The organism is Pseudomonas sp. Irchel s3a18, from assembly GCF_900187535.1.
GTDB lineage: Bacteria > Pseudomonadota > Gammaproteobacteria > Pseudomonadales > Pseudomonadaceae > Aquipseudomonas.
The window spans coordinates 123,561-145,844 of the sequence record NZ_FYDV01000009.1 but is presented as its reverse complement, the minus strand read 5'-3'; the positions used below and the strand labels follow the sequence as shown (position 1 = coordinate 145,844).

Genomic DNA, 22,284 nt, shown 5'->3' with positions numbered 1-22,284 from the left:
CTAACGTTCTGCGACATAATCGGTTACAAAAATAAGAACTGAACCTGATCCGGAACCTGTCGTCCATGCCAATCAAAGTCATCGATCCCCACTACGAACTGGCGCTGGTTTCACCTTTTTTGCTGCAGACCCTGGCCGAGGTGGCGGGGGAAAAAGGTATCGACCCCCAGAGCCTGTGCCGTGGCCTGGGTTTCAGCCTCGATGACTTGCAGGATCCCGCGCAGCGCATTTCCTATCGTCAGGCCGTGGCGATGATTCAGCGCGCGCTCAGGGTGATTCCCAATCAGGGTCTTGGGCTCTGGGTGGGCAGCCAGAATGTGTTGGGTACCCTGGGGTTGCTGGGGCATGTGCTGTCGTTGTGCAAGACCTTGCGCGATGCGTTCGAACTGGGCATGCGTCATCAGCACACCTCGGGTGGGATTGTGGTGTCGAGTGTCCGGGAAGTGGCCGGCCAGGTGTTTGTCGACGCTGAATGTCGCCTGCCGTTTGCCGATGTGCAGAGGTTTGCCGTCGAAGAGTTTTTTGCCAGCCTGCTGGTGTACGGCCGTGCATTGGTCGGCGGCGATTTCGACTGTGTACGGGTGGAGTTCATGCACGCGGCCCCCGAGTACGTGGCCGAGTATCACCGCCTGGTAGGACCTGACGTGCGCTTTGGCTGCCTGCACAATCGCCTGGTGCTGGAGGCCCGCTGGCTCGATGTGCGGTTGCCCAATCACCATTCGCTGGCGTTACGCCAGGCGGTCACGCTGCTGGAGTTGGAAGGCGCCCAGATTCATCAGAAAGTCGACCTGATCCAGGCCGTGGAGCGGGCCATTGCGCGCGATCTGGCCCAGGGCAGCCATCTCGAGAAAATTGCCGGCGACCTGAACATGAGCGGCCGTACCTTGCGCCGTCGCCTGACCGAACATGCCCTGACCTTTGAAGCCTTGCTCGAGCAAGTGCGCCAGGCACGGACCATGAGCCTGCTGGCCAACCCCGAGATGTCCATCGAGCGTATCACCGAGGAAGTCGGTTACAGCGACGTGCGCAGCTTTCGCCGAGCCTTCCGGCGCTGGACCGGGCAGAGCCCGAGTGCGTATCGGGGCGAGAGCCATTGCAACGAGTGATACCCCGGCACCTTGCTGGGGGCCGGGGTTGGCGAATCAAGGGTTCAGGCGAGGGGCTTCAAACCCAGTTGGTAGGGTTCACAGTCCCGGCTGGCGAAGCTTCGGTAGCGGCCGAACAACCGGAACAGATAGATCGAGCCAATGTTCAGGTAGCCCAGGCGGTAGCAGGATTTCAACGAGTCGAAGTTGCCTGATTCAACGTACGAGACCAGCCCTTGATACCCTTGCTCCAGGTAGTGCTTGAGCGCAAGGTTCATGCCGATCGCGTGCAGGCGCTGGCCGCGATAGTCGTGATGGGTAAAGCCCTTGTACATGTACACGAAGGACGAGCTGAAATGCAGGAGCAGTTCCGGTGGGTCGATAGGCGTAGGTTGTCGCGAGTACCAGCCGTAGGAGGCCAGTCTCTCTCCATCGAAGATGCCAAAACACTGGTCGCCCCTGGCCATGGCTTGATCGATGAAGTGTCCGGGCAGCTCGTTCACGGGATCGAGGGCGTAGTGGCGTAGCATCTGTTCGCTGAGAAACATCGGCGTGAAGTGTGGCGGGTAGTCGAGGAACCTGGGGTCGACTTTTTTCAGGGTCAAACCGCGCAGGATCTTGAACAGGGTGAAGATGTTGATCAGTTTCAACAGCATCTGGAGCAGGGTGTTGAACAAACCGTTCTGGCGAATTTTCGTCTGGCTTTTCTGAAGCAGTTCCTGCACGACCATGCCCATGCCCTCCCGAGAGGATGCGGATGTCGATTAAGGGAAGGCGGTGATAACCAACTGCCACCTCCTTGTGTGTTGTTCCAGGATGTTAGCAAAGGAATTGATCCGGCGACCCGCGCCAGTGGCGGGAAACGACCCCGATCGCCCATCGATAGCGGCCAATGGCTAATCAACCGGCAGCTATCTTGTTGAGCCATAAGTGATTCATTTCACCGGGGCCGATGAAATTTATTTTTTCGAAGAGCACCACCGCTCATCGACTCGGTGCACACGTGGGCGCCGCGCTCGTTGACCCCCGTACTGCGGTTTTCCAGGGGCAGAGTCCGGCAACAGCACAGTTCGCCCGTGCACCGCTGTTATACCGTTCAACCGACACAAACCCCGATGTGCCGGGTAAACTGCGCAGCTTTCCAGAGGAGTTCTCATGACTTACTACCAGCCGGGCATTCTTGCCACCCCTGTTCCGCCTCAGGCACGTCATCTGTTTTTTGCACTCGAATCCGCCGAGGCTCTGCCGGCGGTACTCGAGAAACTGATGCAACAGGTGGACGGTACGTCGGCGGTGGTCGGTTTTGGCAAGTCGCTGGTCAATGCCCTGGGGGCGAAAGTGGCAGGGCTGCGGCCATTTCCGGCGATGATCGGTGTGGGCGTTGATAACCCTTCGACCCAGCACGCGCTGTGGCTTTGGTTGCACGGTGAAGACCGTGGCGAACTGCTCAACCGCAGCCACGCGTTCGAAGCAGCACTGGCTCCGGCGCTGCGCCTGGTGCAGATGAACGAAGCATTCCGCCACATGGACGGCCACGACCTGACCGGCTACGAAGACGGCACTGAAAACCCCCATGACGAAGCGGCCGTTGCCGCCGCGCTGGTGGCCGAAGGCGACGACGGCATGGTCGGTGGCAGCTTTGCCGCGATCCAGCAGTGGCAACATGACCTGAGCGGCTTCCATGGGCTGGCGTCCCATGAGCAGGACAACATCATGGGTCGTCGCAAGAGCGACAACGAAGAGCTAGACGACGCGCCGGTTTGCGCCCACGTCAAACGCACCGCGCAGGAAAGTTTCAGCCCCGAGGCCTTCATCGTGCGCCGTTCGATGCCGTGGATCGAAGGTGATCGCGCGGGCCTGATGTTCCTGGCCTTCGGTCATTCCTTCAATGCCTTCGAAGCCCAGCTGCGCCGCATGAGCGGCCTGGAAGACGGCATCACGGACGCCCTGTACCGCATCAGCCGGCCGATCACCGGCGGTTACTACTGGTGCCCGCCGCTCAAGGACGGGCATCTGGATCTGCGCGCCCTGAACATCGGTTAAGCGCTGGGCATCGGGGCAGGGAGAGGTTTATGAGGGTGGTACGCTGGGCAATGATCGGCTGCGGCAGCGTTGCCGAGCGCAAGAGTGGCCCGGCGTTCTACAAGGCGCCGGGTTCGGCGCTGGTGGCGGTGATGGGGCGCCGGCATGACGCGGTGCGCGATTATGCCGCGCGCCATGGCATCGAGCGGGTGTACACCGACGCTCAGGCACTGATTGCCGACCCCGAAGTGGATGCGGTGTATATCGCCACGCCCCCTGACAGCCACCACGCCTACAGCCTCATGGTGGCAGCGGCCGGCAAGCATTGCTGTGTCGAAAAGCCCATGGCGTTGAACCTCCGGCAAAGCCAGGCGATGCAACAGGCCTTTGCCGACGCGGGCCTGCACCTGTTCGTGTCCTACTACCGGCGTTCGCTTCCGCGTTTTCAGCAGGTGCGTCAATGGTTGCAGGACGGACGTATTGGCGAGGTTCGGCACCTGACCTGGACCCTGACCAAGGCGCCTTCGCCAGCGGACCGGGACGGCAGCGCCAACTGGCGCACCGACCCGCGGATTGCCGGTGGCGGTTATTTCGTCGACCTGGCCAGCCACGGCCTCGACCTGTTCCAGTACCTGCTGGGCGACATTGTCGAGGTCGCCGGGTTCACCGCGCGGCAGGCCGGGTTGTACGCCGCCGAGGATGCCGTGACCGCCAGCTGGCGCTTTGCCTCGGGTGCCACCGGCATGGGCTGCTGGAACTTCGTCGCCGACCGTCGTGAAGACCGTGTCGAGCTGATCGGCAGCCTGGGTCGCATCAGCTTCTCGGTGTTTGATGAGCACCCGGTGCAATTGCACGGCGAACACCCCCAGAGTCTGCACATTGCCCACCACGAACACATCCAGTGGCATCACGTGCTCGGCATGAATGCGCACATTCGCGGCGAATCGCAGCACGCTGCGACCGCGGACCAGGCGTTGAAAACCGACTGGGTGATGGACCGCATCCTCAAGCGCGACAGCCTCTGAACCGCAGTCTCCGAGCGTAGGCGGCACACACAGACTCACACAGCTACCACGGTCACCCGTTGCAGACCGCACGCCTGCTCAGCATCAACCGCAACATCGTGCGCGCTCATCTGGAGAGGCTCGGCGAGCTGAACAAGCCCGTCACGGTGGAGGATTAGCCGGATTTTTCGTCCTGGGGTACCGAAAGGTCCGGGCGATTATTGAAGAGGGTACCTGTCAACTCTGACAGTAGACGAGTCCTGCCGTTTGGAGTTTCCATTAAGACGCTTGTAGCACTTGCTCCAACGATGGATAGCAGTGCCCCCACGAGCGGGTGGCTTTGCAAGGATGAGTGTCTATCTGTTCCTGTCTCTATGGCGTTGATGCCATGTCGTGGTCATGCAGTGGAACCGTATTGGAAGACATTTCACTAAACGCCGGGTTGGCTCGTCCCTCTGTGGCCAGCTGCTCCGGGTCAGGTGGTTCGCCGCGCCATGCTCAATGAGCAGGCTGCCCGCGGTCATGAAGCGCTTGGCTGACCAACGAGGCTTGCGTCATGGATACGTCTGTCGGTGTGCGTCGTTTGCTGTGGATCATGTGTCTGGTGGCGCTCGGCGTGATCATCGCGCTGGTGGTTTTTTCCAGCGCATCCGAATCATCTCCCGTTGCGCTTCAGTCATGCACGGCGCCCGCTTATGAGAAGGGCACGGTCTATCAACCGGGACAGCAGGTTCAGCATAAAGACCAGCAATTCGAGTGCTGGAGAGACGAGGACGGGCCGCCTTTGGGGACAGGCAGTTGGGCGTGGTGCCAACTGCCCGCCTATGAGCCTTTGCTTCCGGGTGGGCCCTGGAAGGACGCCTGGAAGGAACTCGGCGAATGCGGTGGTTTCGAAGGCAATCGCCTGACCCTGAGCTTCGCCACCCTGAGTGGCAAGGCGCCCCTGAAACCGGCGGTACCCGGTGTGGCGCGGGCCGATGAGGTGGTCACCGGAATCTTGCGTTGCAACGCCGAAGAAATTCCGATCAGCGCCAAGGCCAGTGAAACGATCCATTTCGATAATTTGAAAGCCTGCGATTATCAATTGGTGATGAATGTCGCTGACGGTTTCATTCCGCTGAATACGCCACGCATCGTTTCCTTCAAGCAAGCAGAGGGTGACGAGCAAACGGTGACAGTGAAGTACCGGCCACCGGTGGAGGTCGGCAAGCTCAGCGGCTTGCCAGGGATCAAGATCGAGTTGTTTGCCCAGGGGCTGATCCAGCCTCGGCAAATGGCCATGGGCAAGAACGTGCTGTATGTCGGCTCCAGCGCCATTCCGTCGTACGTCTATGACGGCAAGATTGCCGACATGATTTATGCGTTGCCACTGGATGGGGCGGGTAAACCGACGGCCATCCATGTGATTGCCAGCGGCCTGGAAGAACCCCATGGCGTGGCCTGGCGCGACGGTGACCTGTATTACTCGACCACAGGCGGGCTGTATCGCTTGCGCGATGCCGATAACCACTACAAGGACCCCAAGCCGGAACGGGTCTTCAACTTCCCGGCCGACGACACGCTGTTTCCCTTGCCGCCCCTGGCCTCCGGCTCCAACACCCGCATCTGGCACATGAAACACCCCTTGCGCTTCAATCCGCTGGATCTGTCGGACAAATGGCTGTACACGGCGGTCGGCACTCCCTGCAACCTGTGCATGATCCCCGCCGATCAGCGCTACGGGACACTGTTGCGTTACTCCCTGGAAACCGGTGAATCACAAATCCTGGCCAAGGGCGTGCGCAATTCGGTGGGTTTTGACTGGAACCCGCAGAACGGCAGCCTCTGGTTCAGCGACAACAATCGCCAGGGGTTTCCCAACCCTGATGAGGTCAACTGGATCAGCGGCCCCGGCTTGCATTTCGGCGTGCCTTACCTGTTTGGCAAGGGCACACCCGGCTTCACCCAGGAGGAGTACCAGAACCCGGGGGTGATCCAGCCGCCACTGGTGCCTGGCGCCATTGTCTCCGACAAGGCTCCGGCCCAGGTCAGTCCGGCGGACTATGTGCCCGCCGCCTTTGAGCTGGGGACCAACACCGCGCCGCTCGGGGTCAAGTTCTGGAAGGGTTATCCGGCTGCCAATGGTACCCAGCGCCTGCTGGTGGCCGTACACGGTGCCGGCTCAGCCGCAAGCCCTGGAATGGATGTGCAGATGCTGACGATCCAGGGCGGTACGCGGGTGGTCAATCAGATCCCGCTGATCAATGGGTTTGTGCAGGACCCTGATCGTTTTGATGTGTATTGCCTGGATAATTCCTGCATTGGCCGGCCCGCAGAGTTTCTCGAGTTGGCGGATGGCAGCCTGCTGATCAGCGACGACGTTGCCGGGGTGATTTATCGCGTGCGCTACGATGCCAGCGAGTTGCTGCCCACGCAGTTGGCGTTGCGGCCCATGCTGCCGCCGCCGGGGTTTGAAAAAGAAATGATCAGCGGCTACCTGACATCCCCCGATGGCAATCGCCGGCTGGTTCAGCTGTCATGGAACCCCGAGGACAACGCGGCCGGGATAGTCCTCAACGGGCTGCCCTACGGCGACTATCAGCTCAGGCTCAATGATGTAAAAGACTGGATTCCCCAGGTTCGCAACACGGCCTTCACCCTGTCTGAAACCAACAAAAGTAAGACCATCAATCTGAGTTACCGCGAACGGCCAATAAAGATCGAGGTCAAGGTGACGATCAAGGCCCCGAGCAAACCTACGTCGGTGACCGATGCGCAGTGGCATATCAGCCTGGTCAACGAGGCACAGAGTGGCGCCGAGCCCCAGGTGATCCAGGTGCCCTGGGGCGCCAGCACCACGCAGATCCTGGACTACGGCAAGTACAAGGTCATCTACCCGTTTTATTCGAAGGCCAAGCCTGAACCTGAGTTGGAGCAGGTGGTGATTGATGAGTCCAGTGAGGACGGTCAATTACCAGCGGTCTCATACCGTACTGTCGAGAACCTTGGGGCGACGGTGCTGGCCCAGTCCTGTACCAAATGTCACGCGGTCGAGTACTTCGACAGCTTGCGAATGGCCCTGGCCTGGAGCGTGGCGGGGCAGGATGCATTGGTCAAACAGATCAAGAGCATGCCGGTGTCCGGGCATTGCGACACCACCTGTGCCACCGAAATCAGCAAGTACCTGTACAACGTCGTGTGGAAACCTTATCTGGATCCGTCCGAATCCCATGGGGTGCGGCAACTGCGCTTGCTGACCCCGGATGAATATGCCGCCAGTGTCAGGGATATCCTCGCGGTCGAGATCAATCCAGAGAAACTACCGGCCGACAAGTCTGAGAAAGACTTCAAGTACCCAGGTGAGGCGGACAAGGGCATTCTGCAGGCCGAGGACGTCAAGCAGTTTTACGACATGGCGCTGTGGGTGGCAGACAAGGTTCCGCCGTCGCGGTTGAGCGTCCTGGCGCAATCGAAGGCCGGGTCTGACCTGGTGACGTCGTTGGGTTATCAACTGTTCCGCCGTCCTGTCAGTGATGCCGAGCGTTTGCGCTATCAGGCGTTGTTCGACGAGCAAGGTGCGCCGGGACTGATCGCCGCGCTGCTGCTGTCGCCCCATTTCCTTTATCGCTCGGAGTTGGGGTTGGCGACGGCAGAGGGGGGCAGTGTGTTCAAGCTGACACCGTTCGAGTTGGCGACTGCGCTGTCCTATGGATTCCTGGGCACCACCCCGGACGCTGAACTGTTGGCCAAGGCCCAGCGCAATGAGCTGCAGACCCCACAACAAATCTCGGCAGAGATCGAGCGCATGATGCGCACGGACAAGGGGGTCGAGCAGTTCAACCGGTTTGTCAGCTACTACGCCAAGACCATTCGCGGCGTCCAGGAAAAGCCGGGGTTGAGCGCGCAAACGATTCAACTCATGGCGCAGGAGCAGTACCTGTTGAGTCGCAACCTGATCTTGAACGCAGGGACTTTCGAGGAGTTGTTCAACCCACGCTACACCTACCTCAACCAGGTCCTGGCCGCGCATTACGGGATCGGCGGAGTCTCTGGCAGTACCATGCAAAAGGTCGCGGTCGACGAGAAACGCGGAGGGTTGCTGCACCTGGGGCTGACTCAGGCCGCTACTTCGGACTACCAGAGCACCTCGTTGGTCAAGCGCGGCATCATGATTCGCGAGCAGATGTTTTGCCGTGAGTTCGGCGCCCCGGTGGAGGCGGATCCTACTGAGCCGGTTTATCCACCTCGAGCCATCACCACCCGGGAACACTGGGACCTGGTGAACGGCGAACAGGCCTCGGGCGGACGCTGCTGGCAATGCCACCAATACATGAATGACACCGGGTCCTCGATGGAGCATTACGATGCGGCCGGACGCTATCGCGTCGAGGATAAGGCCCACAACTTCAACCAGTACCCACAGATGTTGCCGATCAAGGCTTCCGGTCCCTTCATCATGGCGACCGGCACCGAGCCGATCAATGATGTTCGCGATATTGCCAAAATCATTCCGCGCAACCCGGCATCGCAGTTCTGCATGGCCGACAGTTATTTCCGGTTTGTCTTCGGTAATAAATCCGATGTGTCGACGTCAGGGACCGTCAAGGCGGTTGCCGACGGGTTGAACACCTCAGGCTCCCTGGTCGAGATGTTGAAAACCTTAGGCACGTCCAAAGCGTTCACCTACAAGACCGAGAGGAACTGAACATGGGCATTCTGAAAAGTCGTCGGCGTTTCCTGGCGGGCCTGGCTGCGGCGAGTGTCTATGGTCCGTTGACTCAATTCGGCCTGGCGCGCATGGCGTTGGCGGGGCAAGCCGAAGAATCCAGGTTGAAGGTGGTGTTCGTAGTCGTGCCCGACGGCCTGGCGGTGGATTCCTTTCAGGGCGGTAATTTTGGTGACGGCCGCGGGTTGTGGCACCCCACGGCACAGGGCATGGACACCACGGCCTTCACCTTGAATGAAGTCAGTGCAGAGCTGGCGGCCTATCGCAGTCAATCGCTGTACCTGCGCGGGATAATTCTCGGGCTAGGAAATGCGGGTCATAACGCCTGGAATTGGGTATTGCGCGACAGTCATTCTAACCATTCGTCCATCGACATCCTGTTGGGACAGGCGCTGCCGGGCACTGAACCGTCTCACCGCAGTCTGTTTGCCGGCCCGCATGCGGGTATCGACGCTTTCCCTTGGTTCGTGTCGTTTCAGGGCGGAGCGATTCGTACACCTCATCGCGATCCGGTGCTGATGGCTGAGGCACTATTCAAGGATCCTGTCCGGCTGTCCTCGGGTCCGCAGCCCAGGAGCCGTGGGTTACTGGAAACTGCCCTGGCGGATATCCAGGAAATCAAGGGCAAGCTGTCCGGTGCCGAGCGGCAAAAGCTCGATGTCCATCTGGACTCAGTGGAGCAGGTGATCAAGGATCTGGATATGACACAGCCTCCGGTGGGCGAATGCAAGCCAGTGACCCTGGAGCCCCTGGACTTCCGGTCGGCGCGGGACCGCACGCGTGTCCAGGCCAACCATCATCAGGTGGTAGCCACCGCCTTGAGTTGCGGGATCACCCGGGTCGCGACAATTCAGATCGGGCGTTCGGCGGAGTCGCTGAACATTATCGACGTTACACCTTCCAGCAATCCCCATGAGTGTGCCCATCGAAGCTCCGGCGAGGCATTCTGGAAGGGCACACGGCAATGGTATGTCCGCCAGGTCAAACTGTTCATGGACGAACTGGCCCGTTATCAGGACCCCCATGTACCCGGTGACAGCCTGCTCGACCATACCCTGGTGGTGCTGACCAGCGAGATGGCTGACGGCGCACCTGAACATACGATTGACATGCCTTTGGTGCTGATGGGTGGCGCGAGTGGATTACTGAAAAGTGGAGAGGGCGCCGGGCGCTATTTCAATATCACCGGGCAGGCTGATCATAAGCATCATGCGGGGAACCCGGTCATTGGCCGGGACTTCGTCGATATGCAGCGGATCTGGGCAACCCTTGCCAAAGCCGCCGGAACCAGTGTGCCCTATGGCGGCAATATCGAGCCGGTCACCGGGATTTTCAACAATGTGTGAATGAGCGTCCGACGGTTTTGAGCGTGAGTCAGACAGCCTGATAAGGCCTACGAGCGGCCATGAATCAAGGTTTTTGATTCGAGCAAAATGCCTGTCATGCTTGTGCTTGAGCGCTTGCCAAACATTTGTAACGGTCGCGAAACATTTGGATACATGTTGATTCTGTTGTCCGTGTAGGACTTTTGTATATTTCATAACGCTTACGTAAACGTAAACATGAAAGCAAGTGTGTCAGCAGCGCCATAACCAATAAAAACAATCAAGGTTAGAGGGCTCCACATGTCACCAGAGTTTGTGTTGGAAACACGCGGCCTGACCAAGGAGTTTCGCGGCTTTACCGCCGTGGATTCGGTTGATCTGCGTGTGCAGAAGGGACACATCCACGCATTGATCGGACCTAACGGCGCCGGCAAAACGACGGTTTTCAATCTGCTCACCAAGTTTCTCCCCCCCACCCGAGGTGAAATCCTCTACCTGGGCAAGCCCATCACCCACCTCAAACCCAACGAGATTGCCGGCCTGGGGCTGGTGCGTTCATTCCAGATCTCGGCGGTGTTCGGCCACATGAGCGTGATGGAAAACGTGCGCGTGGCGCTGCAGCGCAAGCAGGGCGACTCTTTCCATTTCTGGAAGTCCGAGCGCAGTCTCGACGCACTCAACGAACGGGCCATGCAGATGCTGGATCAGGTGGGCCTGCTCGACTATGCCCACACCCAGACCATCGAACTGCCCTACGGCCGTAAACGTGCACTGGAGCTGGCCACCACCCTGGCACTGGACCCTGGCGTGCTGCTGCTCGACGAACCGACCCAGGGCATGGGGCACGAGGACGTGAACATGGTCATTGAGCTGGTACGCCGCGCGGCAGTGGGGCGCACGGTGCTGATGGTGGAGCACAACCTCAGTGTGGTCAGTGAGCTGTCCGACCGCATTACCGTGCTGGCCCGTGGTGCGATTCTCGCCGAAGGTGACTACGCCAGTGTTTCCGCCAACCCGCAGGTGCGCGAAGCCTACCTGGGCAGCGAAGCCGCCATGCTCGAGGAGGCCCACGCATGAGCAGCCTGCAGACCCCGGAATTCGAACAACTGCGTATCGCAGACCTGCATGCCTTCTACGGCGAGTCCCACATCCTGCATGGCATCGACCTGCAAGTACGGCGCGGCGAACTGGTTACGCTACTGGGACGCAACGGTTCAGGACGCTCCACGACGCTGCGCGCAATCATGAATATGGTGGGGCGCCGGACCGGTTCCATCGTGGTCAACGGCAACGAGACCATCGGCCTTTCCGCGCACCTGATCCCGCGCCTGGGCGTCGGCTATTGCCCGGAAGAGCGGGGCATTTTCGCCAGCCTCAACGTCGAGGAGAACCTGCTACTGCCGCCGATGGTACGCAGTAACGGCATGAGTCTCGATGAGATCTACGAGATGTTCCCCAACCTGTACGAGCGCCGTTTCAGCCAGGGCACGCGCCTGTCTGGCGGTGAGCAGCAGATGCTGGCCATGGCGCGGATCCTGCGTACCGGCGCCAATCTGTTGCTGCTGGACGAGATCACCGAGGGCCTGGCGCCGGTGATCGTGCAGAAGCTCGCCGAAGTGTTGATCAAGCTCAAGCACAAGGGCCTGACCATCGTTCTGGTGGAGCAGAATTTCCGTTTCGCCGCGCCCTTGGCCGACCGTCATTACCTGATGGAACACGGCCAGATCGTGGAGCAAATCAGCGCCGCCGAACTGGGCGCCAAGCAGGAACTGCTGCACAGCTGTCTCGGCGTCTGAACCCCGTTTTACCCCGCGCACTACGCACGTCGCCGTGGCCCAGAGCCCGACGGCACGGGGCCGCTTTGCCTGGAACAATAAAAATAAACTCGGACAGTGGGTGAACTACATGAAGGTTTTTCAGCACACAGCAAGCGCCATCCTCGTCTCCAGCCTGATCGCCAGCGCGGCCCAGGCCGAGATCAGTAACGACGAAATCCGTATCGGTTACCTGGCGGACATGTCGGGGACCTACCGTGACCTGTCCGGCCCCGGTGGCCTGGAAGCGTTGAACATGGCCATTGAAGATTTCGGCGGCCAGGTCAATGGCAAGAAGATTGTCGTGTTCAGCGCCGATGACCTGAACAAGCCGGATGTCGGCGCCAACACCGTGCGCCAGTGGGTCGATGAGCGCAATGTCGACATGGTCACCGGCATGGTGGCGTCCTCGGTGGTGCTGGCGGCGAGCAAGGTGGTGGAGCAGTCCGGGAAACTGGCGCTGATTTCCGGCGCAGCGGCCTCCAGCCTGACCAATGAATACTGCTCGCCCAATCACATTCACTGGACCTACGACTCCTACGCCCTGGCCAACGGCACCGCCAAGTCGGTGCTCGCCGACGGCGGCAAGAACTGGTTCATCCTCACCGCCGACTATGCCTTCGGTCACGCGATGGAAACGGACATCAGCAAGGTCGTCGAAGCGGATGGCGGCAAGGTGGTCGGCAAGGTTCGGCACCCGTTCCCGAGCAGTGACTTCTCCTCCTACATCTTGCAGGCCCAGGGCTCGGGGGCGGATGTGATCGCCTTCGCCAATGCCGGTGCCGACACCGTCAACTCGTTGATGACCGCCAGCCAGTTCGGGGTGGCCCAGTCCGGGCAGAAACTGGCCGGCATGGTGGTGTTTCTCAACGACATCCATGCCATGGGGCTGGGCGTGACCCAGGGGTTGATGCTGACCACGGGGTGGTACTGGGACATGAATGACGAGAGCCGTGCCTGGGCCCAGCGCTACCACCAGCGTTTCGGCAAGATGCCGGGCATGGTGCCGGCGGGTATCTATTCGGCCACCATGAACTACCTCAATGCGGTCAAGGCCACGGGCAGCGACGAGGCGCAGGCCGTGCGCACGCAGATGATGGCGACGCCGGTCAATGACATGTTCGCCAAGAACGGCAAGGTCCGCGCCGATGGCCGCATGGTCCATGACATGTACCTGGTCCAGGTCAAGACCCCGGCCGAATCCAAGGGCGAGTGGGACCTGTACAAGATTGTACGCACCATCCCCGGGGACGAGGCTTACCGCCCGGTGTCCGAAAGTAAGTGCAAGCTGCTGACCAAAAGCTGATCGATGCGTGACTGAAGTTATTTGCCCGGCTGCTGGCAGCCGGGCGTCACGGACTTTTGCGAGTGGTAATTCATGACTCTGATATTCGGTATTCCTCTGAGCGTACTGTCCGGGCAGTTGCTCCTGGGGCTGATCAACGGTGCGTTCTATGCCTTGCTCAGCCTGGGCCTGGCGATCATTTTCGGCCTGTTGCGGATCATCAACTTCGCCCACGGCGCCCAGTACATGCTCGGCGCCTTCACCGCAGTGCTCGGGCTCAACTACCTGGGCGTCAACTATTGGGTGGCGCTGGTGCTGGCGCCGTTGCTGGTGGGCGTGATCGGCGTGTTGATCGAGCGCTTCCTGCTGCGGCGCATCGCCGGTGAGGATCACCTGTATGGCCTGCTGCTGACTTTCGGCCTGGCGCTGATCGTCGAAGGCTCGTTCGTCAAACTGTTCGGCGTGTCCGGATCCCCCTATCCGATGCCGGAGCAACTCAAGGGCGGCTACAACCTCGGCTTCATGTTCCTGCCGACGTACCGCGCCTGGGTCATCGTGGCCGCGCTGGCGGTGTGCCTGGTCACCTGGTTCATGATCGAGCGCACCCGCCTGGGTTCCTATCTGCGCGCCGGTACCGAGAATCCGAAGCTGATGCAGGCCTTCGGCATCAACGTGCCGTTGCTCATCACCCTGACCTATGGCTATGGCGCCGCCCTGGCGGCCTTTGCCGGTGTGCTGGCCGCGCCGATCTATTCGGTCACGCCGACCATGGGCGCCAACCTGCTGATCGTGGTGTTCGCCGTGGTGGTGATCGGTGGCATGGGGTCGATCATGGGGGCCATTGTCACCGGCCTGGCCATGGGCCTGATCGAAGGGCTGACCAAGGTCTTTTATCCAGAAGCGGCCAATACCGTGGTGTTCCTGGTCATGGTGCTCGTGCTGCTGGTACGTCCCGTGGGACTGTTCGGAAAGGAGGCATGAAGATGACAAGTCTGGAAATCAAGCAGGGTGTTGTGCACTTGCAACCGCAAGTGGTGCAGGAGCGACGGCAGGCAGCCGTTCGGCGCAAGCGCTGGTTCTATCTGGCGCTGTTCGCCGTCGCGCTGGTGGCACCCATGGCGGTGTACCCGGTGTTCCTGATGAAGTTGCTGTGTTTTGCCCTGTTCGCCTGTGCCTTCAACCTGCTGCTGGGCTACGCCGGACTGCTGTCCTTTGGTCATGCCGCGTTTCTCGCGACCGGTGGCTATGTCACCGGGTTCCTGCTCAGCCACTACAGTGGCCTGGGGACTGAACTGGGGATTCTCGCCGGGACCCTGACCTCGGCGGTTCTGGGGCTGTTGTTCGGTCTGTTGGCGATCCGTCGCCAGGGCATCTACTTCGCGATGATCACCCTGGCGCTGGCACAACTGGTGTTCTTCATCTTTGTACAGGCGCCGTTCACCGGTGGTGAGAACGGCCTGCACGGCGTGCCGCGCGGCCAGTTGTTCGGGGTGTTCGACCTGAGCAACAACCTGACGATGTACTACTTCGTGCTGGCGGTGTTCGTGTTCGGTTACGCCGTCATCCAGCGCACCATTCATTCGCCCTACGGCCAGGTACTCAAGGCGATCCGCGAGAACGAGCCACGGGCGATTTCCCTGGGTTACAACGTCGATGCCCACAAGCTGCTGGCGTTCGTGATTTCGGCGGCGCTGACCGGCCTTGCCGGTTCGACCAAGACCGTGGTGTTCCAGTTGGCGTCGTTGACGGACGCGCACTGGCACATGTCCGGCGAGGTGATTCTGATGACCCTGCTCGGGGGCGTCGGCACGGTCCTTGGCCCGCTGGTGGGCGCCACCGTGGTGGTCACCCTGCAAAGCTACTTGTCCAACGGACCGTTGGGGGAGTGGGTGCATGTGATCCTGGGGATGATCTTCGTCATCTGCGTGCTGTTGTTCCGGGTCGGCATCGTCGGCTGGGTACTCAAGCTCAGTCGCCGCAATTTCTAGGGCCTGATTCGATTCCACCGTCGTTGTGAACCGCGCAGATCCAGGTTTGCGCCGGGCGGTGGCGTCTGTCTGCTTGCAAGTAATGTCTGGAGCCCAGGGTGTTTGCCCGGGTGTGCTAACCCACAACAATAAAAAGAGAGTCTTATGCACGTCATACGTTCTGTCCGTATTGTTCAGTTGTCTGGTCTGGCCGGGGTCATGGGGGTGTGTGCTCCGGCTTCAGCCGCATTCCTGGATGACAGCAAGGCCAGTGTGGATACCCGAAACTTCTACATGAACCGGGACTTCCGCCAGTCAGGCGCCCCCCAAAGCAAGGGCGAGGAATGGGCGCAGGGTTTCATTCTGCGCTACGAGTCCGGTTTCACCGAAGGCCCCGTGGGTGTGGGGGTCGATGCCCTCGGACTGCTGGGGATCAAGCTCGATTCGAGCCCCGATCGCGCCGGTGTCACGGGTTTGCTGCCACAGGGTCCAACATCGAAAAGGGCACCGGACGACTACAGCGAACTGGGCCTGACCGGCAAGCTGCGGGTCTCCAAGTCGACCCTCAAGCTGGGCACCCTGATTCCCAAGTTGCCGGTCTTGCAGCCCAACGATTCGCGCCTGTTGCCCCAGACGTTCCAGGGCGGTTTGTTGAACTCGATGGACCTGGAAAACTTCACGTTCAACGGCGGTCGCCTGACCCAGGTCAGCCAGCGCAACTCGTCAAACCGCGAAGACATGACAATCATGAAGGGGCCGCGCCGTAACATCGTCACCGGGGCCAATGCCACCACCGACGAGTTCGACTTCATCGGAGGCGATTACAAATGGAACAGTGCGCTCACCACCGGTTATCACTATGCGAACCTGGACGGCCTGTACAAGCAGAACTACCTGACGCTGACCCACGTGTTGCCGGTGGTGGAGGGGCAGTCGCTGAAATCCGACCTGCGCTGGGCCGATTCGACCGACGACGGCAACAGCAACGTCGACAACCGTATGCTCGGCGCCATGTTCACCTACTCATTGGGGGCCCATGCCTTTGGCCTCACCTATCAGAAAATGAGTGGCGATACCGGGTTTGCCAACGTCAACGGCGCCGACCCCTACCTGGTCAACCTGGTGCAGATCAACGATTTCGCCAACCAGGACGAGCGCTCCTGGCAAGCCCGTTACGACTTCAACTTTGCCGGTCTCGGCATTCCCGGCCTGACCTTCATGACCCGTTACGTCAAGGGTGACCAGATCAATCTGGGCGCGGCGCCAGGCGACGGCAAGGAGTGGGAGCGCAACACCGACATCGGCTACGTGATCCAGAGTGGTCCGATGAAAAACGTGGGCTTGAAATGGCGCAATGCGACGTATCGCACCAGCTTCGCCAGCGACATCGACGAGAACCGTTTGATCGTCAGCTACAGCCTGCCACTCTGGTAAGCGCGAACAGGCCGGCCACCGTCGCCGTGGCCGGCCTGGAAGGCGGGCGGGTTATTTCAGGTACCAGCCCCACGGCTGGTCACTGATGTACTCGGTCACCTGCTTGACCTCCAGGTAGTTGTGCAACCCCCACTGGCCCAGTTCCCGGCCTATGCCGCTGTGTTTCATGCCGCCCCAGGGCGCTTCGACAAAGGTCGGCTGCGAGCAGTTGACCCAGACAATGCCGGCCCGTAGCTGGTTGGCGATGCGTGTGGTGCGCTGCGGGTCGGCGCTCATGACGGCGGCGGCGAGACCGAATCGGCTGGCGTTGGCCATCTGCACGGCCTGGTCTTCAGTCTTGAAACGCTTGATGCACAGCACTGGGCCGAATACTTCTTCGCGCCAGAGGATGCTGCTGTGTCCAGGCTCATCGAAGATCGCCGGCTCCACGAAATAGCCCTGGGGCAGGTGGGCCGGACGGCGGCCACCGGTCAACAGCTGGGCTCCACTGGCCAGCCCCTGGTCGATGAACCCCAGCACCTTGTCGTACTGGCTTTGACTCACCAGCGGACCCAGCAGTACGCCGGGCTGCAGGCCCGGGCCGATGGTGATCTTGCGCGTTTCCTCCACCAGTCGTTCGATCAGTCGCGCAGCGATGCGCTCTTGCACCAGCAAGCGTGACGTGGCGCTGCACACCTGGCCCTGGTTCCAGAAGATCCCGAACAGAATCCATTCCACGGCCGCCTCGACATCGGCATCGTCGAACACGATGAACGCCGACTTCCCTCCGAGTTCCAGGCTGATGTTCTTGATGTCTCGGGCAGCCGCCGACATGATTTTCGCCCCGGTCGGCACACTGCCGGTAAAGGCCAGCTTGTCCACACCGGGGTGTTCGGTCAGTGGGCTGCCGGCCTCGGCGCCAAGGCCGGTGACCAGGTTCAGCACGCCGGCGGGCAGGCCGATGCGATCAGCGGCGGCGGCCAGTTCCAGGGCGGTCAAGGGCGTCAGTTCGGACGGTTTCAACACCACCGTGGCACCGGCGGCCAGGGCCGGCGCGACCTTCCAGGCGGCCATCAACAGCGGGTAGTTCCACGGGATGATCTGTCCCGCTACGCCAATTGGCTCGTGACGGATGCGGCACCGGAAGCGGGCATCCGGCAGGGCCAGCGGCTGGTCCTGGCGTTCGTCCAGTTCACGGGCAAGGCCGGCGTAGTAACGAAAGCAGCCAATCGCATCGCCGATGTCCCATTGCGCTTCGGGCAGCGGTTTGCCGTTGTCCCGCACTTCCAGTTCGGCCAGTGCCGGCTGGCCACTTTCCAGTTCATCGGCCAGCGCCTCCAGCCACTGCGCACGCTCGGCGCCCGAGGTCCGGCCCCAGCCGTTGTCGAACGCGCGTCGGGCCGCCCGCACAGCGTGGTCGATGTCTTCCTCGGTGCCTGCCGCCACTTGATGAAAGGCCTGTCCGGTGGCCGGGTCGATGACCTCCAGGTAACCGCCCAGGTCCGGGCTGACCCATTCGCCGTTGATGTAGAGCTGATCATGCATGGTGAGACTCCTGGCCGCCGGCGCGACGGTTTTGCAGGTAGCGGGAAGTGAACAGCAGGGCCAGCGAGACACAGATGATCACGGTCGAGACCGCGTTGATCTCTGGCGTCACGCCACGGCGGATCGAGGAAAAGATGTAGATCGGCAAGGTCGTTTCGGACCCGGCGACGAAGAAGGCGATGATGAAATCGTCGAAGCTGAAGGTGAACGCCAGCAGGAAGCCGGCCATGATGGCCGGGCTGATCTGCGGCAGGGTCACCCGCCAGAAGGTGGCCATGGGCGGCGCGTACAGGTCGGCCGAGGCTTCCTGCAAGGCCTTGTCCAGGGAGTCGACGCGGCTGCGCACAATAACCATCACCAGGGCCATGGTGAACAGCGAGTGGGCGGCGATCACGGTGAAAAAGCCCATGTTCAACCGGGGCATATCCGGCAGCCAACTGGCCAGCAGCGGGTTGATCAGGTCGAACAGGCTGATGAAGGCGATCAGCGTCGAGATGCCGATGACGATGCCGGGGATGATGATCGCGCAGTAGGTCAGGGCATCGAACAGCAGGCGCACTTTGCGCCCGGCCCGTTGCAGGCCGAACACCGCCAGGGTGCCGAACAGGGTGGCCAGCACCGCCGAACAGAAGGCAATGAACGCGCTGTGCCCCAGCGCCTCCATGATGAACGGGTTGCCGAAGGCGCGGCCGAACCATTGCACCGAGCAGCATTCGAAGGCCAGGCCACTGCGTCCGGCGTTGAAGCTGAACAGCACGATCAGGGCAATGGGGGCGTAGAGGAACAGGTACAGCGAGGCGGAATAACTGCGCAGCCACATGTCACAGGCCTCCGTCTGCAGGGCGGCCGCCGTAGCGCGCCACGATCTTCAAATACAGGCCGATGATCACCAGCATCATCGCCACCAGGGTCATCGCCAGCGCGCTGCCGAACGGCCAGTTGCGCGATTGCAGGAACAGGTCGACCAGCGCATTGCCGACAAAGAACACCTTGCCGCCGCCGAGAATGGCCGGGATCAGGAACTCACCCATCAGCAGGATGAACACCAGCATCACTCCGGTGATGACTCCCGGCGCGGACAGCGGCAGGGTGATCCGCCGAAAGCTTTCGAAGGCACTGGCGCCGAGGTCGGCGGAGGCTTCGAGCAGGCGTTTGTCGAGTTTTTCCAGGCTGACGTAGATCGGGAAGACCATCAGCGGCAGGTAGCCGTAGACGATGCCGATCAGCACCGCCCACGGCGTGTTGATCAGCCGTACGTCCTCAAGGCCCAGGCTGGCCAGCAGCGCCGGAATCCCCTTGCCGCTGAGGATGAAGATCCAGGCATAGGTGCGGATCAGGAAGCTGGTCCAGAACGGCACGATGACCAGTGTCAGCAACAGCGAGCGGTTCCGACTGACCTTGACCGCCAGGAAGTACGCCAACGGGTAGGCCGCCACCAGGCACACCAGGGTGCCCAGCGGCGCCAGCAACAAGGTGTTGCCGAGCGCCGCGGCCCGCGAGCCAAGGTTCAGGTAGTTGCCCAGGGTGAAGCCGCCGTCATACCCGCCGACGGCGCTGCGCTCACCGAAGCTGAACACCAGGATAATCACCAATGGCATCAGCAACAGCAGCAGGAACCACAGGGTCGAGGGCAACAGCATCAGCAGGGTGATCCGCCGACCGAGGCTGCGCCGTGGGCGGGCCCCGGCGGACAGGGCATTGCCCGGCAGCACCGTCTGCGGGTGGGTGGCGGCATTCATGGGCGACTCCTCGTGGGCCATGGCAAAGCGATCAGGCGGACTTGAAGCGGGCCATCAGCTCGGCGCGCGCAGGGCTGGTGAGTGTCGCGGCGGCACCGAACTCCAGGGGGCTCAAGGCTTCGGCAGCCGGGTACATGATCGGATCGTCGAGCATGGCGACCGGCAGCAGGGCATCGACGCGCTTGTCACCGCTGGGGTAGCCGTGGCTCAACACTTCGAGCTTGTTGTGTTGCGGGTCCATCAGGTAGTTGATGAAGGCATAGGCCGCGTCCTTGTGCTCCGAACTTTTGGGGATGGCGAAGAAGTCGCTCCACAGCTCGCCGCCTTCCTTGCCCAGTTCGAATTGCATCTGCGGGTTGTCGCGATGCAATTGCGAGGCGTCGCCGGTCCAGCACATCGCCAGCCAGGCGTCGCCGCTGCGCATCGAGGGCTGGATATCGGAGTTGATGGCGAACAGGTGGGGCTTGACCTGGATCAGCAGTTTTTCCGCATCGGCCAGTTCTTTCGGGTCCAGAGAGTTGAAGCTGTAGCCGAAGCTTTTCAGGGCGTTGCCAATGGCCGTCAATTGGTAGTCATGCACTATCACCCGGCCGCTGGCGGGGCCTTGGGCGGCTTCCCAGAATTGCTTCCAGCTGGTGGGGCCGTTCTTCAGCTTGCCGCTGTCGTAGAGCATGCCGGTGGTGCCCCAGTTCTTCGGCACCGCATAGACCTTGCCGTCCACCGTGCCCTGGGCCATGAACTTCTGCTGGAAGGCGGCGGCATCGAAGTTGGGAATGCGCGACAGGTCCAGCGGTTCGATCAGGCCCAGGCCGACATAGGTACTGATGGTGTAGTTGGTCGGCACCAGCACGTCCCAGCCACTGCCGCCGGCCTGGAGTTTGGCGAGCATTTCTTCGTTGGAACCGAACACGCTCATGGAGACCCGGGCGCCGGTGGTTTTGGCGAAGGCGTCGAGGTTCTCCTGACTGTGATAGTTCGGCCAAGTGGCCAGGGACAGGCGATCGCCGAGCTTGGTCGACTCGGCCGCCTCGGCGGTTGAGGTCAGCAGGCCCGGCAGGTTGCTGGCGACCACTGCCGCGGCAATGCCCAGGCCCGTGCGGCCGAGGAATTCACGGCGGCTGATCGAGCCGTTCTGCCAGCTGCGCAGGGTTTTGATAAACGTCTTCTGGTCCATGGCACGCTCCACATCCGGTTGATGAAACGAATCGATGATTTACAACGCCATGGCCAAGCCATTGGCGTGATCCCAGCCGACGCTGACCGCAGCGCCGTGTTCGAATACGTTGGCGCCGTGATCCTGCTGGCGCGGCACCCGCACGCAGACCACGCCAAAGGCCCGGGTGCGCACCCGGTATTCGGTGGAGTTGCCCAGGTAGATGCGGTCCTCCACGCAGCCTTGCAGGGTCACTTCGCGGGTCATGTCGGTGTTGGCGCCGGCGATGCTGATCAGCTCCGGGCGCACGGCGATGCAGCCGTCGGCGTCAGCGCTCAGGGGTTTACCGGTGGGTGTCAGCGGGCTGGTCAGCTCCAGGCCCTGGGCGGTGCGCAACACCACCGAGTTGCCGTGCAGCCGGTGTACCGTGCCGTTGAACAGATTCGATTCACCGATAAAGTCGGCCACGTAGCGACTGGCCGGGGCTTCATAGAGTTGTTCGGGGGTGGCGGTCTGGATGATTGAACCGTTGTGCATCACGCTGATGCTGTCGCTCATCGACAACGCTTCTTCCTGGTCGTGGGTGACCAGCACGAAGGTGATGCCGACCTCCCGCTGCAGGCGCAGCAACTCGGACTGCATTTCCTTGCGCAGCTTGCGGTCGAGGGCCGCCAGCGGCTCGTCGAGCAGCAATACCGTGGGCTTGTTGACCAGCGCCCGGGCCAGGGCCACGCGCTGTTGTTGACCGCCGGACAGCTCACTCGGCTTGCGCTGGCCGAAGCCGCTCAGGCGCACCATTTCCAGGGCCTCATCGGCCATGCGCGCCTGGGTGTTCTTGTCCGGCCGTGGAGTGCGATAACGCAGGCCGTAGGCGATGTTCTGGGCCACCGTCAGGTGCGGGAACAGGGCGTAATGCTGGAACACCATGTTCACCGGGCGTTCGAAGGCAGGCACTCCGGCGACGTTTTTACCGGCCAGGCGCACCTCACCGCTGGTGGGCTGCTCGAAGCCGGCGATCATGCGCAGGGTGGTGGTCTTGCCGCAGCCCGAACCGCCAAGGAAGGAATGGAACGAGCCCCGCCGCACGGTGAAGTTCAGGCCATCGACGGCCGGCACCTCGCCATAGCGCTTGACCACATTGCAGAATTCGATATCGCTTGGCTGGCTGTCGTTCACGGTCCGGCTCCCTTGCAGTGATGCATCAGTGCGTCGAGGGCCAAACTAGCA

Annotated in this window: 17 protein-coding genes; 11 read left to right on the top strand and 6 right to left on the bottom strand. The window is 61.4% G+C overall.

From position 1 onward, the window contains the following. Positions 1–65: 65 nt before the first annotated feature. Positions 66–1,106 (top strand): AraC family transcriptional regulator, encoded by a 1,041-nt coding sequence (locus CKW29_RS14865; protein WP_095146359.1) that lies wholly within the window; start codon positions 66–68, stop codon positions 1,104–1,106. Positions 1,107–1,150: 44 nt separating this feature from the next. Here CKW29_RS14865 and CKW29_RS14860 read toward each other — a convergent pair whose 3' ends face one another. Further along, positions 1,151–1,816 carry a GNAT family N-acetyltransferase gene (locus tag CKW29_RS14860; RefSeq protein WP_095146360.1) on the bottom strand — a complete coding sequence of 222 codons (666 nt, stop codon included), beginning with the start codon at positions 1,814–1,816 and terminating at the stop codon, positions 1,151–1,153. Positions 1,817–2,240: 424 nt separating this feature from the next. Between CKW29_RS14860 and CKW29_RS14855 the strand changes: the two genes are divergently transcribed. From CKW29_RS14855 to CKW29_RS14810, 10 genes are all read left to right on the top strand, one after another. Next, positions 2,241–3,128, top strand: a complete 888-nt coding sequence (locus CKW29_RS14855) for a Dyp-type peroxidase (RefSeq protein WP_095146361.1) — start codon at positions 2,241–2,243, stop codon at positions 3,126–3,128. Positions 3,129–3,157: 29 nt separating this feature from the next. Next, a complete protein-coding gene (locus CKW29_RS14850; RefSeq protein ID WP_095146362.1) occupies positions 3,158–4,132 on the top strand; it encodes a Gfo/Idh/MocA family protein in 975 nt (324 codons plus the stop codon). Between the two features lie 535 nt (positions 4,133–4,667). Beyond that, the gene (locus tag CKW29_RS14845) at positions 4,668–8,795 is read left to right on the top strand and encodes a DUF1592 domain-containing protein (RefSeq protein ID WP_095148765.1); all 4,128 of its coding nucleotides are present in this window, start codon (positions 4,668–4,670) and stop codon (positions 8,793–8,795) included. Between the two features lie 2 nt (positions 8,796–8,797). Then, positions 8,798–10,162 (top strand): DUF1552 domain-containing protein, encoded by a 1,365-nt coding sequence (locus tag CKW29_RS14840; protein ID WP_095146364.1) that lies wholly within the window; start codon positions 8,798–8,800, stop codon positions 10,160–10,162. 279 nt (positions 10,163–10,441) lie between these two features. Further along, complete coding sequence (locus tag CKW29_RS14835; protein WP_095148764.1) at positions 10,442–11,218, top strand: ABC transporter ATP-binding protein; 777 nt, start codon at positions 10,442–10,444, stop codon at positions 11,216–11,218. Beyond that, the gene (locus CKW29_RS14830) at positions 11,215–11,937 is read left to right on the top strand and encodes an ABC transporter ATP-binding protein (RefSeq protein ID WP_095148763.1); all 723 of its coding nucleotides are present in this window, start codon (positions 11,215–11,217) and stop codon (positions 11,935–11,937) included. The genes CKW29_RS14835 and CKW29_RS14830 overlap by 4 nt, the downstream gene beginning before the upstream one ends. Before the next feature lie 109 nt (positions 11,938–12,046). Then, a complete protein-coding gene (locus CKW29_RS14825; protein WP_095146367.1) occupies positions 12,047–13,261 on the top strand; it encodes an ABC transporter substrate-binding protein in 1,215 nt (404 codons plus the stop codon). 72 nt (positions 13,262–13,333) lie between these two features. Further along, a complete protein-coding gene (locus CKW29_RS14820; protein WP_095146368.1) occupies positions 13,334–14,221 on the top strand; it encodes a branched-chain amino acid ABC transporter permease in 888 nt (295 codons plus the stop codon). A 2-nt stretch (positions 14,222–14,223) separates the two neighbouring features. After that, the gene (locus CKW29_RS14815) at positions 14,224–15,228 is read left to right on the top strand and encodes a branched-chain amino acid ABC transporter permease (RefSeq protein ID WP_095146369.1); all 1,005 of its coding nucleotides are present in this window, start codon (positions 14,224–14,226) and stop codon (positions 15,226–15,228) included. A gap of 198 nt (positions 15,229–15,426) precedes the next feature. Then, complete coding sequence (locus tag CKW29_RS14810; RefSeq protein WP_256584918.1) at positions 15,427–16,641, top strand: OprD family porin; 1,215 nt, start codon at positions 15,427–15,429, stop codon at positions 16,639–16,641. A 51-nt stretch (positions 16,642–16,692) separates the two neighbouring features. Here the strand turns inward: CKW29_RS14810 and CKW29_RS14805 are convergent, their stop codons facing one another. From CKW29_RS14805 to CKW29_RS14785, 5 genes are read right to left on the bottom strand one after another with little or no spacing between them, the layout of a single operon-like run. Beyond that, positions 16,693–18,165, bottom strand: a complete 1,473-nt coding sequence (locus CKW29_RS14805) for an aldehyde dehydrogenase family protein (RefSeq protein ID WP_095146371.1) — start codon at positions 18,163–18,165, stop codon at positions 16,693–16,695. Then, on the bottom strand, positions 18,158–18,985 hold the full coding sequence (locus CKW29_RS14800; protein WP_095148761.1) for an ABC transporter permease: 828 nt from the start codon (positions 18,983–18,985) through the stop codon (positions 18,158–18,160). Before CKW29_RS14800 ends, CKW29_RS14805 begins: the two co-directional genes overlap by 8 nt. A gap of 1 nt (position 18,986) precedes the next feature. Beyond that, complete coding sequence (locus tag CKW29_RS14795) at positions 18,987–19,904, bottom strand: ABC transporter permease (protein ID WP_095148760.1); 918 nt, start codon at positions 19,902–19,904, stop codon at positions 18,987–18,989. Positions 19,905–19,935: 31 nt separating this feature from the next. Then, positions 19,936–21,078 carry a PotD/PotF family extracellular solute-binding protein gene (locus CKW29_RS14790; protein WP_095148759.1) on the bottom strand — a complete coding sequence of 381 codons (1,143 nt, stop codon included), beginning with the start codon at positions 21,076–21,078 and terminating at the stop codon, positions 19,936–19,938. A gap of 39 nt (positions 21,079–21,117) precedes the next feature. After that, positions 21,118–22,233, bottom strand: coding sequence for an ABC transporter ATP-binding protein (locus CKW29_RS14785; protein WP_095146375.1), 1,116 nt, complete (start codon positions 22,231–22,233; stop codon positions 21,118–21,120). Positions 22,234–22,284: the final 51 nt, after the last annotated feature.

Coding starts and splice junctions, on each gene's coding strand:
- CKW29_RS14865 (WP_095146359.1), top strand. CDS start 66: ATGCCAATCAAAGTCATCGATCCCCACTACGAACTGGCGCTGGTTTCA.
- CKW29_RS14860 (WP_095146360.1), bottom strand. CDS start 1,816: ATGGTCGTGCAGGAACTGCTTCAGAAAAGCCAGACGAAAATTCGCCAG.
- CKW29_RS14855 (WP_095146361.1), top strand. CDS start 2,241: ATGACTTACTACCAGCCGGGCATTCTTGCCACCCCTGTTCCGCCTCAG.
- CKW29_RS14850 (WP_095146362.1), top strand. CDS start 3,158: ATGAGGGTGGTACGCTGGGCAATGATCGGCTGCGGCAGCGTTGCCGAG.
- CKW29_RS14845 (WP_095148765.1), top strand. CDS start 4,668: ATGGATACGTCTGTCGGTGTGCGTCGTTTGCTGTGGATCATGTGTCTG.
- CKW29_RS14840 (WP_095146364.1), top strand. CDS start 8,798: ATGGGCATTCTGAAAAGTCGTCGGCGTTTCCTGGCGGGCCTGGCTGCG.
- CKW29_RS14835 (WP_095148764.1), top strand. CDS start 10,442: ATGTCACCAGAGTTTGTGTTGGAAACACGCGGCCTGACCAAGGAGTTT.
- CKW29_RS14830 (WP_095148763.1), top strand. CDS start 11,215: ATGAGCAGCCTGCAGACCCCGGAATTCGAACAACTGCGTATCGCAGAC.
- CKW29_RS14825 (WP_095146367.1), top strand. CDS start 12,047: ATGAAGGTTTTTCAGCACACAGCAAGCGCCATCCTCGTCTCCAGCCTG.
- CKW29_RS14820 (WP_095146368.1), top strand. CDS start 13,334: ATGACTCTGATATTCGGTATTCCTCTGAGCGTACTGTCCGGGCAGTTG.
- CKW29_RS14815 (WP_095146369.1), top strand. CDS start 14,224: ATGACAAGTCTGGAAATCAAGCAGGGTGTTGTGCACTTGCAACCGCAA.
- CKW29_RS14810 (WP_256584918.1), top strand. CDS start 15,427: ATGGGGGTGTGTGCTCCGGCTTCAGCCGCATTCCTGGATGACAGCAAG.
- CKW29_RS14805 (WP_095146371.1), bottom strand. CDS start 18,165: ATGCATGATCAGCTCTACATCAACGGCGAATGGGTCAGCCCGGACCTG.
- CKW29_RS14800 (WP_095148761.1), bottom strand. CDS start 18,985: ATGTGGCTGCGCAGTTATTCCGCCTCGCTGTACCTGTTCCTCTACGCC.
- CKW29_RS14795 (WP_095148760.1), bottom strand. CDS start 19,904: ATGAATGCCGCCACCCACCCGCAGACGGTGCTGCCGGGCAATGCCCTG.
- CKW29_RS14790 (WP_095148759.1), bottom strand. CDS start 21,078: ATGGACCAGAAGACGTTTATCAAAACCCTGCGCAGCTGGCAGAACGGC.